9 protein-coding genes are annotated in these 12,576 nt (G+C 43.2%); 2 read left to right on the top strand and 7 right to left on the bottom strand.

What is annotated here, in order from left to right; translation table 11 throughout:
* Positions 1–36: 36 nt before the first annotated feature.
* On the top strand, positions 37–561 hold the full coding sequence (locus tag L1D51_RS10090; protein ID WP_239963595.1) for a DUF2569 domain-containing protein: 525 nt from the start codon (positions 37–39) through the stop codon (positions 559–561).
* Position 562: 1 nt separating this feature from the next.
* Here L1D51_RS10090 and L1D51_RS10085 read toward each other — a convergent pair whose 3' ends face one another.
* The 7 genes from L1D51_RS10085 to L1D51_RS10055 all read right to left on the bottom strand — a co-directional run bounded on the left by L1D51_RS10085 (position 563) and on the right by L1D51_RS10055 (position 10,974).
* Positions 563–1,843: a sensor histidine kinase gene (locus tag L1D51_RS10085; protein WP_239963594.1), complete on the bottom strand. Its 1,281-nt coding sequence runs from the start codon at positions 1,841–1,843 to the stop codon at positions 563–565.
* Positions 1,844–3,220, bottom strand: a complete 1,377-nt coding sequence (locus L1D51_RS10080; protein ID WP_239963593.1) for a sigma-54-dependent transcriptional regulator — start codon at positions 3,218–3,220, stop codon at positions 1,844–1,846.
* Between the two features lie 57 nt (positions 3,221–3,277).
* A complete protein-coding gene (locus tag L1D51_RS10075; RefSeq protein WP_239963592.1) occupies positions 3,278–5,728 on the bottom strand; it encodes an ABC transporter permease in 2,451 nt (816 codons plus the stop codon).
* Positions 5,728–6,480 (bottom strand): ABC transporter ATP-binding protein, encoded by a 753-nt coding sequence (locus tag L1D51_RS10070; RefSeq protein ID WP_054562941.1) that lies wholly within the window; start codon positions 6,478–6,480, stop codon positions 5,728–5,730. The genes L1D51_RS10075 and L1D51_RS10070 overlap by 1 nt, the downstream gene beginning before the upstream one ends.
* Positions 6,477–7,754 (bottom strand): efflux RND transporter periplasmic adaptor subunit, encoded by a 1,278-nt coding sequence (locus tag L1D51_RS10065; RefSeq protein WP_055198570.1) that lies wholly within the window; start codon positions 7,752–7,754, stop codon positions 6,477–6,479. The genes L1D51_RS10070 and L1D51_RS10065 overlap by 4 nt, the downstream gene beginning before the upstream one ends.
* Before the next feature lie 153 nt (positions 7,755–7,907).
* Positions 7,908–8,570 carry a response regulator transcription factor gene (locus L1D51_RS10060; protein WP_054562939.1) on the bottom strand — a complete coding sequence of 221 codons (663 nt, stop codon included), beginning with the start codon at positions 8,568–8,570 and terminating at the stop codon, positions 7,908–7,910.
* A 112-nt stretch (positions 8,571–8,682) separates the two neighbouring features.
* Positions 8,683–10,974: a TonB-dependent receptor gene (locus L1D51_RS10055; protein WP_239963591.1), complete on the bottom strand. Its 2,292-nt coding sequence runs from the start codon at positions 10,972–10,974 to the stop codon at positions 8,683–8,685.
* Between the two features lie 295 nt (positions 10,975–11,269).
* On the opposite strand from L1D51_RS10055, the gene L1D51_RS10050 reads away from it, so the two are divergent.
* A complete protein-coding gene (locus L1D51_RS10050; protein WP_054562937.1) occupies positions 11,270–12,571 on the top strand; it encodes a GntP family permease in 1,302 nt (433 codons plus the stop codon).
* The last annotated feature ends 5 nt before the right edge of the window (positions 12,572–12,576 follow it).

Genomic DNA, 12,576 nt, shown 5'->3' with positions numbered 1-12,576 from the left:
GTATAGTAGAAGAAATAAAAATAAAAAGGACAACTCATGGAAGAAGCAAAACAACAAAATCAAATCGAAACACCAGAAGCTAAAAGCTCCGTAAATAATGACTTAGTTGGTATAAAAGGTTGGCTCATTCTTGTGGCGATAGGTGTAGTGATCAGCCCTTTTAGAGTATTTATCGAATCAATTAATACCTTTAAACCCATTTTCACGACCGAGATGTGGCAACGTTTAACGTCGCAATTTGGTGATATGTATCATCCGCTTTGGGAGCCTTTACTAATCATTGAAATGGCTTTTAATGCGGCATTATTTTTAGCTTCGCTTTATTTGATCGTGTTGTTTTTTAAGCATAAGAAAGCATTTGTAAGTTGGTACTTAGCGATATTATTTGGTGGACTAGCGTTTATTGCTCTCGATGCCTATGCGGTTAGTTTAATTGTGCCCGATGTCGATGTGTTCGACGATGAAGTTAGAACTATGATTATCAGAGGCCTTATTCAAGCTGTGATCTGGGGACCTTACATGCTGTTATCTAAGCGTGTGAAAGCCACATTTGTAAAATAAGTTAGCTGAGCACAGTAATTGTAGCTTGCGTGCCTTGCTGGGGTTTTGAGTTTATTGATAACTCAAAACCTTGGTTGCGCACAAGTTCTCGGGTGATCACAAGTCCTATACCTGTGCCATTTGCTTTGGTTGAGTAAAATGGCACGAACAAGTTATCGGGGTTTTGAATGCCACAACCTTGGTCGCTAATTGTAATATTTAAGCTATCACCTTGCCTTGACCAAGTGAGGGTTGGGGCAGAATTGCTGCCTGCTTCAAAGGCATTTTTTATCAGGTTGATCAACGCTTGTTCTAGCTGACCAAAGTCGGCATTAATATGTAACTCTTCGCTGCTATTTATTACTAGTTCAGGAAAAATAGCACTTAAACGAGTATTTAATTGCTCGCTACTGATTGCCTGCTTTTGTGCGGGTGGTAGCTTGGCAAACGCACTGTAACTGGCTACAAAATCAAGCAAGTGCTGAGCGCGTTTTTCTATTACTTGCAGCATATCTTGGGCGAGATCATCGTGACTGCTAATTTGCCCTTGGTGCTTAAGGGTTTGCAATGATTGACTCATCGAATAAATCGGCGTGAGTGAGTTACGCACTTCATGATTTAACACGCGAATTAACCGTTGCCAAACAAGTTGTTCGTTATCGCGAAGCTGTTGCTCAATTGAAAAGAAGGTTAGTAATTCAAAGTTTCTGCCGGTCCGCCAAAAAGTCTGCGATGAGATTTGAAAGCGTTGTTTAAACAGCGAGTCACTATTTTGTTGCCATTCGCCATCATGCAGAGCAATGCCTAAGTCGCTGGCCGATTTACCTTCAATTTGGCGATGGCTAATACTATTTATAAACGCCTTATTACTAAAGTAAATTAAGCCATGGGGGTCTAGTATAACGATGGGTAAGTCCAGCATGCTGGCAAACTCAAAAACAAACTCTTCTGTTTGCATATAATGGCGTTTGTTCTTGGCTATTTTATTGCTGAGCTTGGCAAAATCTTGCTTAAGCGCTGCGACTCGTCCACTTTGATAAGACGCTAAATGCCAACTATTACTTTCGTCATTTGCCAATGCATCTAGTTGCAGGCCAAAGCGTTCAACCACATCGGTGATCGCACGGTAGCTTTTAATTAAAGCAAAAGCGCTTATCCCGATAAACGGCAATAACAGGCTGATACTGGCAAACCAATCTAGTTTTAAGCTGAGCGAAAGAGCAATGCCAAGCGTTAATAGCACCGCTATAACCATATAAAAATAGCGTCGAATACGCTGCTCTAACGACAACTTGCTACTCATTTAGCGTTCTACTTCTTTTAAATCGAGCTGATGTTTATCAATGCGACGATAAATAGCCGATTTACTTAATCCTAAAAACTCTCCTGCGGCGATAACATTGCCATTAAATTGCAGCAGCGCTTTTTGAATCATTTGTTTTTCAAGCTCTTCAAGGGGCAATAGTGGCAAAGCCTGTTCGGCATTGCTATTTGTTTGCTCGCAACTTGGTTGATCTAAAATAAGGTCATTGGTTTGAATATTGTTGTTATCGCTCATGATCACCGCGCGTTCAATGCAGTGACTTAGCTCACGAATATTACCAGGCAAGCTATAATTTTTTAGCGCCTGTAGAGCATCATCACTGAGCGCCATATTCGCTCGTTGGTATTTTTTACCATGCACTAACAACAAGTGTTCAGCTAAGGGAGCGATGTCGTCTTTTCTGTCGCGAAGCGGTGGAATGTGCAGTTCAATGGTATTGAGTCTAAATAATAAGTCACGGCGGAACTCACCCTGCTCAATAGCCGTAGCTAATTCACTATTGGTGGCAGAAATAATGCGAACATTGGCGGTTTTGGTTTGGCTTGAGCCTAGTACTTCAAATTCTTTGCTTTCTAGTACACGGAGCATTTTACTTTGTAGCTCAAGGCTTAAAGTCGCAATTTCATCTAAAAATAGGGTGCCGCCTTCGGCAATTTCAAAACGGCCTAGGCGGTCTTCTTTGGCATCAGTAAAAGAGCCTTTCTTATGGCCAAATAATTCGCTTTCGAATAGCGTCGGGGCAATGGCGCCAACATTCACGCTTACATAGCGTTTATCAGCTCTGAGCGAGTGCTGGTGGATATAATGTGCCAATAAGCTTTTGCCAGTGCCATTTTCGCCGGTAATTAATATGCTGGCATCGGTTTTAGCTGCGCGCTCAGCTTTGGCAAGCAACAGCTGCATGATTTCTGATTGAGCTATGTAATGTGCTTGTGTGTCACTGGTAAGCGCCTTTAAGCACGCGTTATCGTGATTACTTTGCTTGAGCTTGAGTTGTTGTTGTACAACGGCGGTTAAGCGTAAGTTATTCCATGGCTTTTCAACAAAGTCGACTGCCCCTAATTGCATGGCTTTAACAGCTACGTCAATGCTGGCCCATGCGGTCATCACAATGACAGGTATGGTCGAACCTAATTGATTTAGTTGCTTTAAAAAGCGTAACCCTTCTTCACCTGAGGTCGTGTCGAGCTTGTAGTTCATATCAAGCAAAATCAGGCTAATGTGCTCCGATTTTAATAATTCAAGGGCATGTTCAGGGCCTTCGGCCTCAAGGCAGTGTAAGCCTAATTGTTGTAATGCAACAGTAGCAGCCAGACGTACATCAGCTTGATCGTCTATGACTAAGATTTTGTCCATGATGTTTTCTTATTATCCTGTTGAGGTGGCTTAAATTTAAGCCACCATTTTGTGCTGTTAATCGTTACGTAGTGCGGCCATAGGTTTTGCTTTAAGCAGTAAAACCAAAGGTCTAAAGCAAGCGAATAGCGCAATACATAAGGTAATACTCCAAGCGAGTAATTGCAGTCTTACATCAAGTATCAGCCAAGACATTAGCTGTCCTTGTAACATGTAAAAACCCACTATTACCGCGGCGAGAGCAACCGCAAAACCAATGAGCACAGGGATAATCGCTTCAACACTCATCAGCTTGAATAAGCGTGCTTTTTTCGCACCTAATGCCATACGAATACCAAACTCATAACGGCGCAGACCCAGGTTGTAGCTCAGTACCCCAAAAATACCGATTGCTGCTAATAATAGAGTAAATAGCGCTAAGGTACTACACAGAACCACGGTCAGTCGGCTCATATACAGTAAATTGTCGTACTCTTGTTGCAGGTCATTAAACTGCCACATGGTTAAGTCGCTGTTCTTTTCTTTTAGCGTATTAAGTATTTGTTTGTTAGTCAGCTTAACGCCATCAGAAGCTTGGATAGTAAACATGTAACTATACGGTGTCGCAGGCCACCAAATGTGACGACCAAACGATTCATCGTAGTATTTAGGGTGATTAAAATCTTCGGTTACACCCACCACTTCATACATCTTTTCTTCTAAGCCTTGGTAGCTCTTGCCGATGATATTTCGATAGTCTTGGCCTGGTAATAAGTTCTCTGCCACGCTGACTGATACCAGTATCTCGTTGGTTTCACCACGTATAGCTTGTTCAGTAAAGGTGCGGCCAGCGAGAATTTTGGTGTTAACTAACGCAAAGTAATCAGGCCCTACCCACTGGCTAGGGAAGAAAACGGAGCTTTTACCGTTTACATCAGTCAAGGTGTGGGCGTTTTGTCTTTGCGAAACAGGGCTGTGACCCAGGGCAACATCATCAATACCTTGGCTATCAAGCAAAACCTGCTTGTATTGCAGCATGTGTTCGTAGCGTTCAGCCAATGACATTTGATTATTTGGCTGGAACAGGTTGGCAAAATACAGGTTTTCGGTATCACTGCCGAGTGGGCGGTTAATCGTGCCCATGGCTTTACTGACTACCATCACCGAAAAACTCACAAGCAACGCGGCAACAAACATTTGTGAGCCAATTAAAATACGCACTGTACGGCCAGATACCTGCGAAACTCCGCCTTTACCACTGTTCTGCATTTGCGTATTTAGGGTTTTGTAATTTACCAAACGCGCTGTAATTACAGAGAAAATATAAGCAAGAGCAATACAAAGTATGATGGCAACAATGACCAACGTGCTATCCACGGCCAAGCTATTAACCAGTGGTAATCGGCCTTCTGCTAGTACTTTAAATAAACGTATGCCCCATACCGATAAAAACAGCGCAATGCTTACCGATAAGGTCATTAAAATCAGTGACTGTAAAAAGATACTTTTAAATAATGTGCTGCGTTTTGCACCTAACACCGCCTGCAAAGCGAGGGTTTTATGTTGAGCAAGAGCGCGCGAGAAGAATAAAGTGCTTACATTAAGTACCGCAATAATCAGTAGCCCTACTGCACCGGCTAACATCATTAAGCTTAAGTCATCGTTATTACCCAGCTCAACGTCACGATACGGGGTTACTTCAGGTTTTACATCGGTGATACCACCATTGTTTAGCCACTCTGATTTAACCGTATCAATTTGCTGTTTTAAATCGACTTTAACTTGATCTATGGTGACCCCAGGCTTTAAAACTGCAATCAGTTTTAGGTTTTTAAAAGTGTTTGTCCATGGGCTTTGCCAATCATCATTGTGAAAGAAACGGCGGTCAGCACTTGATGGAAACCATACTTCAACATCGCTAGCTTTAAACATGTAAGGAGGGCTGAATGAGTCATCAACAACACCCACGATACGGTGAACATAATCGGTTTCACCCGCCATGACTGAAAGTGTTTTACCAATAATGTTCGGGTCGCTGTTGTAATGCTTGCGCCAAAAGTTAGCAGATATAACGACCCGATCATCAGGTGTTTCCAGCGTTTCTCCAAGATCAAAACCTTGTCCCATTAAAAATGGCGTGTTTAATAAGTCAAAATAGTTGCCGCCAACATACAGCACAGGCTCTTTCGGCTCGCCATCAAGGTTTGCAAAGATTTGCTCACCCGCATTGATCATCATACTTTGTTCAAAGCTTTGATTATGCTTAAGCCAATGCACCATAGACTGATAGCTTTGAAAGCCGGTGGCATCGTAGTCATCATAGGTAAGTGATTGCTCAACCACTACCATGCGGCTTTCATCGTACACATCAAGGGGCTTTAAAAAGTAGCTGTTAACAAGGCTAAGCACCACAAACAAGGTGGCCAATGTTAAAGCAAGTGTTGCGATAACTGCTGTTACAAAGCCCGGTGCGTTCATTAATGATGCCCACGCTAAGCTTAATTGGGCGCGTGTTTTGGTTAATTTCATTACATCACCTCAGCGCTTTCAAGTGCATGCTCAGTATTGTCGCTGCTAGGTGCTTGGCGAGCTTCAGAGTAGGAAACAATTTCACCATCTAGCAGTTTAAGTTGCGTTTTAGCACGTCCGGCATAACGTAAATCATGGGTTACCATGCAAATCGTGGTGCCTTTTTTATTCAGCTCATCAAGCAAGTCCATGACGGCATCACCATTTTTTGAATCTAAGTTACCAGTTGGCTCATCCACCAATAAAATGCTTGGCTTGCCAGCCAGTGCACGGGCAATGGCAATACGCTGTTGCTGACCACCGGATAATTGGTTTGGTTTGTGCTGAGAGCGGTGGCCCATTTCAACTTCATCAAGGGCCTGTTTTACCGCAAGCTCAATTTCGCTTGGGCTCATGGCTGGCTCTCGGTAAGTGAGCGGCAGTGCCACATTGTCAAAAACCGATAATTCATCAATTAGGTTAAACGACTGAAATATAAAACCAATGTGAAGGTTTCTAAGTTCAGCTTGCTGATCCATGTCGAGGGTTTTTGTATCGACTTCTTTAATGAAATAGTCGCCAGCAGTTGGGCTATCGAGTAAGCCTAATAATGACAGCAGCGTCGATTTACCACAGCCAGATGGGCCGCTAATGCATATATAGTCACCTTGGTTAATATTCAGGCTAATGTCTTTTAATGCATAGGTTTCAACATTTTGGCCGCGATAAACTTTGGCGATTTTGTTTAATGAGATAAGCGTATTGGTTTTCATAAACTGTCCTGTTCGATTTTTATTGTTGCCAAATGCTGCCATTTAGAAAGGTCTGAAATGATCAGCTGTTCGCCCACGGTGGCACCGCTCAAAAGTTGAATTTGATTGTCACTGAGTGTACCAAATTCGATATTGGTTGGCGTTGCTAACTGGGTATTTGGATTAAGTTTAAACAGCGTGGCTTCGCTATTTGCTTGTGCTTTTTGCGGCACGTTAATGGTTAACGCATCGGGAATAATGTTGCTAACCACATAGCCTTCAATGCTTAAATCGGGGCGGGCATTGGCTGGTAGTGTGCCCTGTAAATCAAGTTCGATAATGACTCGACCATCGGTAACGATAGGGTCAATTCGGGTGACTTTGGCATCAACTTCACCGTGATCTGCTTGGCTAAAGGTGTTTACTTTCGCTGCCATATTGAGTGCCACTTTTTCAGCATCTGCTTGCTTAACGCTTAGCTCTGCTTTGAGTGCTTTATTTGAGCCAACCACCGCAAGGCGGGTACCGGGCACGAGATTTTGGCCAAGTTCAACATTCAATTCTTGCAGCATGCCATCGATACCTGCCGTTATTTGCAGCTGATCAAAAGCGTGTTGCTCAACTTGATAATTAAGCTCAAATTGGCTTAATAGTTCTTGCTGTATTTTGCTACGTTGTAAGTGCATTTCTTTAAGCTGTGCAAGGCGTTGCTGCTCGATACTTACGCGCTCTGTAAGCTGTGCAACGTTTAGCATGCTTCGTTTGTAATCGAGGCTTGAAACAATTCCTTGCTCGATCAGTTTGCTTTCAGCATCGACTCTAAGTTCTGCACTTTGCAGCTCACTTTTTAATATGGCGAGATTTGCTTGGCGCTCAAGTAGTTCACTTTGCTGGTTAATTCTTTGCTCATTAACACTGGCTTTTTGGCGAGCAAGTTCTAGCCGAGCGACCGATAAACGCTGCGCTTGCTGTGGGTTGACGAGGCTTAAAATCACTGTGTCTTTTTTAACGATAGTGCCGGGGTAAACATGGATAGCTTCGACCATTGCAGTATCGGTATTGGTTAAATAACGTTGATACTTTGGCTTTAAACGGCCAAAGCCACGTATTTTTACCACAAAATCGGCTTGTTCTACGGTTGCTATTTGCAGTTGGCTTGCAGCAACCACAGTGGGTGTCGCCCATTGATACACCATTAAAGCGCCAAGAGCCGATACGCCAATAGCTGCACTAGCCAGCCATTTTTTAGCTTTTGATTGCTGAGGTTTGCGTTTTAGTGTGCTGTCTAAATCCATGATACTGAGAAATGTAAATAATCATGGAGTAGCTAAGGCGAGTTTTGTGCCAAAAATTAAGGTGTTGAAAAGTAATAACTTTTCGTTTTTTGGAACGTGAGCTTTTCCCACTAATGGGAAAGCGAGTTTTAAAACTGGGAGTGAATGCTTAAATTAGCTTTCTTCGATTTTGCCAACCTGCGAAAGCTGATTAAACAAAATGCCCGCTTGAGTACGGTTATAAACATTGAGTTTGCGTAAAATCGCTGACACATGTTGTTTGATTGTGGTTTCTTGAATCGACATTTCAAAGGCGATTTGTTTATTCAATAAACCGTCGGCAATCATCGCTAGTACGCGGTATTGCTGGGGGGTTAGTTTTTCAAGGTTACGAGCAAATTCGCTTTGTTCGTCGTTGATCACCACATCGGTTAAATCCACTTCAGGTGGTAACCAAGTGTCGCCATTGAGTACATGACTAATTGCTTCACTGATAACATCTAAAGAAGACGACTTTGGAATATAGCCAGCAGCGCCAAGGCTCATAGCTTGTTTGATTATGGCGGGTGTCTCATTGGCTGAGACCATGATCACTAAGATATCAGGGTAGTGGTTACGCAGTTGCGAAAGGGCTTGTAGGCCATTTGCACCAGGGATCGTAAGGTCTAAAAATATTAGTTCAATCTCAGGGTGAGCGCTTAACAGTGTAAACAAACCATCAATGTCACTGGTTTCTTTAATATGTTCTTCAGGCACTGATGTCGCCGCAGCTTGACGCAGCGCACTTCTAAATAACGGGTGATCATCGGCGATTATAGTGTTCACAGCTAAAGACATTCCCTCGATTCTCCAATGCGTTATGTTATAAGTGATTTTGCGCTTTGAAACAAGGTTTGCCTGAAGGGAAGTTTCAGACAAACCTTTCTCACACAAGGATTTAGATTCTATTTTAGAAACGGTAACCAACAGTGAAGGCTACAGTGCGAGGATCGCCGTAGTAACCAATCAGAGTATTATCACCACCTAAACCAGGGGTGTATTTGCTGATATCTGTTGGGTCTGTTGGATCAGGTGCCACGAATTGGTAACCACCAATCATGTACTCTTCATCCGTTAAGTTTTTACCGTAAAGACCTGCAGTCCAGTGACCATCTGTGCTGTACCAAGTGATACCCATATTAAAGATACCGTAAGCATCTTGCGTTAATAGGCTATCTTCTTCGAATAGCGCGTAGTCGCCTCTGTGGTAGTAGTTACCATTGACAACAAAATCACCCATTTCTGTGTACATACGGTACGTTGCACCCAGGTTAAAGGTTAAATCAGGTGTGTTTGATACCGTAAAGCGGTCTGATTTATCGAATGCTTCACCGGTTTCTGGGTCGTAATCAATTACGTTATCAAAGCTACTATCAATGTAACCCACTGACGCATCAAAGCTGAGTGATTCTGTTGCAACATAGTTAAGTTCAAGTTCAATACCATCTGATGTTGACTCACCAATGTTACCTAAGCGTTGATTTAGATCTGCTGCGCTATCACCCGGTAATACCGAAATATATTGACGATCTTTATGGTCAAGGGTGAATAAGGTGACGTTTGCACGTAAGTTGTTGTTCCACTCACTCTTCATACCGATTTCGAATGAATCAACGATTTCTGGTTTTGCTGCTGGCTCTGCAGTCGTTGCACGTGGGTTGAAAGTACCTGACTTAAAGCCTTGCGCGTAACTTGCAAAGAACATGATGTCACGATTGTATTGGTATTCAACACCTGCACGTGGTGTGAAGCGTGACCATTCTTCTTCATCATCGAGTACTGTTGGAACCAGTTGGCCTTCTGGGCGAGTATAACCTGGTACCCAACCTGATTCTGGGTAAACAATGTCAAAGATTAGACCGTTGTTAACCTGTGCTTCTTTTTTGTCTTTGGTGTAACGCGCACCGAGTGTCATTGACCATTTATCGGTTAAATCAATTGAGCTTTGGATATACGCTGCTTTACTGTTTGAGTTACTACAGCCGCTTACTTCACGAGTTAGACCCGGTGCGCCTAGGCTTTGACCTAAAATACCTAAAATTGCCTCAAATTGACCGCAAGATTCACCATCATAGTAGTAAAGGCCCGAAACCAGTTTATAGTTATCGCCTTGATGATTTAGCTGTAACTCATGAGTGGTTTGCTCATCATCGTAAATAGCAGGTACATCGAAAATTTGAATTGACGTGTTATCAAAGTCGATATTCGTTGGTGAGTAGCTCTCACGGCTTGAACCAATATATTTAATGCTAGTGCTGTCAGTCATATCCCAACGAGCAGTTAGGCTATAGCCTTCGAGTTCAACTTTATTCCATGTTGGTAAGCTGGTGTAAGAGTCATACACGCTGTCTGGAACTGGCGCATCAGTAAGAATACTTGGTAGTAAACGGTAACCACCTTTTGCGTTTGATTTGTCTTCTGTTTTATCCCACGCGAAACGGAAGAATAAGTCATCGGTCGGAGTGTATTCGAGTGTAACGCGAGCTGCGGTTACGTCTTTGTTGTAGTTTTCGCGGTCTTGGTTATCAAGAGCCGATGTTAAAAACTCACCAAAGCCGTCACGGTTAAGCGTTGCAAAACCAAAACCCACGTAAAGTTTTTCGTCAACAATCGGTAATTGGCCAGTGATTTTTAAATCTTTCTGGTTATAGCTACCTACAGTGCCTTGAATATTTAAGGTAGCATCACCGCTCATTTCTTTGGTGACGTATTTAATGGCACCACCTATGGTATTTTTACCATAAAGCGTCCCTTGTGGACCACGTAATACTTCGATTTGTTGCACATCAAGCAGATCAAGCACGGCACCTTGAGGGCGAGCAAGGTAGACATCATCAATATAAATACCGACACCTGGCTCATAGCCCCAAAGTGGATCTTGTTGACCTACACCACGAATAAACGCGGTAATTGTAGAGTTAGTACCACGGCTTGCTTGCAAGGTGGTATTTGGCGAGAACTGTTGAACTTCGGTCATAACGACGATGCCATTTTCAGCCAGCTCTTCAGCACCCACTGAGGTTACAGCAACAGGAACTTCTTGCAGGTTTTCAACAGTTTTACGTGCTGTTACCTGAATACGTTCAAGTTCACCTTTTTTTGCTGCAGGTTCGGCTTGTTCTGCCGCTTGAGCACTGACACCTGCCAAAGCAAGTGATACAGCCAGAGTAAGTGGCGCGACTTTTGGGTTAAGCTTTATCATGTTGTATTCCTTGTTATTGTTGTCATTAGTCTTATGGCCACTCACATTGATGTTGCCGAAGACTGAATAAGATTTGCCCGTGTCACCTGTCAGTTAATGTAGAAGATAGTTGCAGAAATTGAATTAGTACCATAGTGCTATACCCGCCACAGCCCTTTATTTATCAAGCAATTAAGCTATTTTTAAAGCAGATAGTACCTTAGTGTTATGTATTTTTTGAACGCTTAGGGTAAGACTGAAAGCATTATTCCGATGTCACCTCATCTGTGTAATAACAATAATTATAGGAATGTCTATGCTGAGCATGATAGGACTGTTAGGCGGTTTAATACTGCTGATCATTTTAACGCTGCGTGGGGTAAATTTATTTATCGCTGCGCCAATCTGTGCACTGTTAGTTGCACTTAGTAGTGGCATGGCCATTTTCCCTGTATCGGCAGATACAAACTTTATTAACGCCTATATGGATGGCTTTGCAGGCTTTTTAAGTGCGTGGTTCTTTATGTTCTTACTGGGTTCTTTATTCGGTAAGTTCATGGAAGACACCGGTGCTGCAGACAGTGTTGCGAGCTACATTGTGGGTAAACTAGGTATGAAGCACGCCGTTCTTGCGGTTGTGATTGCCTGTGCAGTTTTAACCTACGGTGGCGTGAGCGTCTTTATTGTTGCGTTTTCTGTCTATCCAATGGCATTAAGTCTGTTTAAAGATGCAAACTTACCGCGCCGCTTTATTCCAGCAACGCTGGCATTTGGTTCGGTGACCTTTACCATGACTTCGGCAGGCTCGCCAGAAATTCAAAACTGGATCCCGGTTAAGCACCTTGGTACGTCACCCTATGCGGCATGGGAAGTGAGCTTAGTCGTGGCTATTTTTATGGCCACAGCAGGTTACTTTTGGTTAAACAAGATGATCAAAAAGGCCGTTGCTAATGGCGAAACCTTTGAAGCGCGTGATGATGACCCTGTCATTATTGAGCGTCGTCGTCCGCATCCAATTACGGGTGTGATCCCACTGATTGTGGTGCTACTTTTATCATTTACGCTACATGATGTACTGCAGCAAACAGCTCTTATTGTTGCCTTACTTGGTGGTGTACTGAGTATTGTGATTATTAACTTTAAGCATTTTCACGATATGGGTAACGCGATTAATGTTGGTACAACTGGCGCTTTAGTGGCAATCGGTAATACCGCTGCTGTGGTTGGTTTTGGCGCTGTGGCTAAAGTATCACCGGCATTTACCGCCGCTGTCGATGTGATGACCCATATGCCGGGGAATGAGTTGGTTGGTGCTGCTGTGGCTGTGAGTGTAATTGCCGGCTTAACAGGATCTGCTTCTGGCGGGCAAGCCATTGCATTACCTCTTGTCGCACCGGGTTATTTAGACATGGGTGTAAACCCTGAACAACTGCACCGAGTAGTGGCAATTAGCTCTGGAGCCCTAGATACCTTGCCGCATAATGGTTATGTGGTCACAACAATACGCGCTATCTGTAAAGAAACGCATCAACGAGCGTATTGGTCAATGGCAGCACTCACTGCGGTTATTCCGCTTATCGGTGTCGCATTGGCACTTGGACTCTTTATTATCTTTTAAGGAAC

Source organism: Pseudoalteromonas shioyasakiensis, from assembly GCF_022398475.1.
Taxonomy (GTDB): domain Bacteria; phylum Pseudomonadota; class Gammaproteobacteria; order Enterobacterales; family Alteromonadaceae; genus Pseudoalteromonas.
The sequence above is the reverse complement of the archived record's forward strand: the minus strand, read 5'-3'. Positions and strand labels throughout refer to the sequence as shown.

Coding starts and splice junctions, on each gene's coding strand:
- L1D51_RS10065 (WP_055198570.1), bottom strand. CDS start 7,754: ATGGATTTAGACAGCACACTAAAACGCAAACCTCAGCAATCAAAAGCT.
- L1D51_RS10060 (WP_054562939.1), bottom strand. CDS start 8,570: ATGTCTTTAGCTGTGAACACTATAATCGCCGATGATCACCCGTTATTT.
- L1D51_RS10055 (WP_239963591.1), bottom strand. CDS start 10,974: ATGATAAAGCTTAACCCAAAAGTCGCGCCACTTACTCTGGCTGTATCA.
- L1D51_RS10050 (WP_054562937.1), top strand. CDS start 11,270: ATGCTGAGCATGATAGGACTGTTAGGCGGTTTAATACTGCTGATCATT.
- L1D51_RS10080 (WP_239963593.1), bottom strand. CDS start 3,220: ATGGACAAAATCTTAGTCATAGACGATCAAGCTGATGTACGTCTGGCT.
- L1D51_RS10085 (WP_239963594.1), bottom strand. CDS start 1,843: ATGAGTAGCAAGTTGTCGTTAGAGCAGCGTATTCGACGCTATTTTTAT.
- L1D51_RS10090 (WP_239963595.1), top strand. CDS start 37: ATGGAAGAAGCAAAACAACAAAATCAAATCGAAACACCAGAAGCTAAA.
- L1D51_RS10070 (WP_054562941.1), bottom strand. CDS start 6,480: ATGAAAACCAATACGCTTATCTCATTAAACAAAATCGCCAAAGTTTAT.
- L1D51_RS10075 (WP_239963592.1), bottom strand. CDS start 5,728: ATGAAATTAACCAAAACACGCGCCCAATTAAGCTTAGCGTGGGCATCA.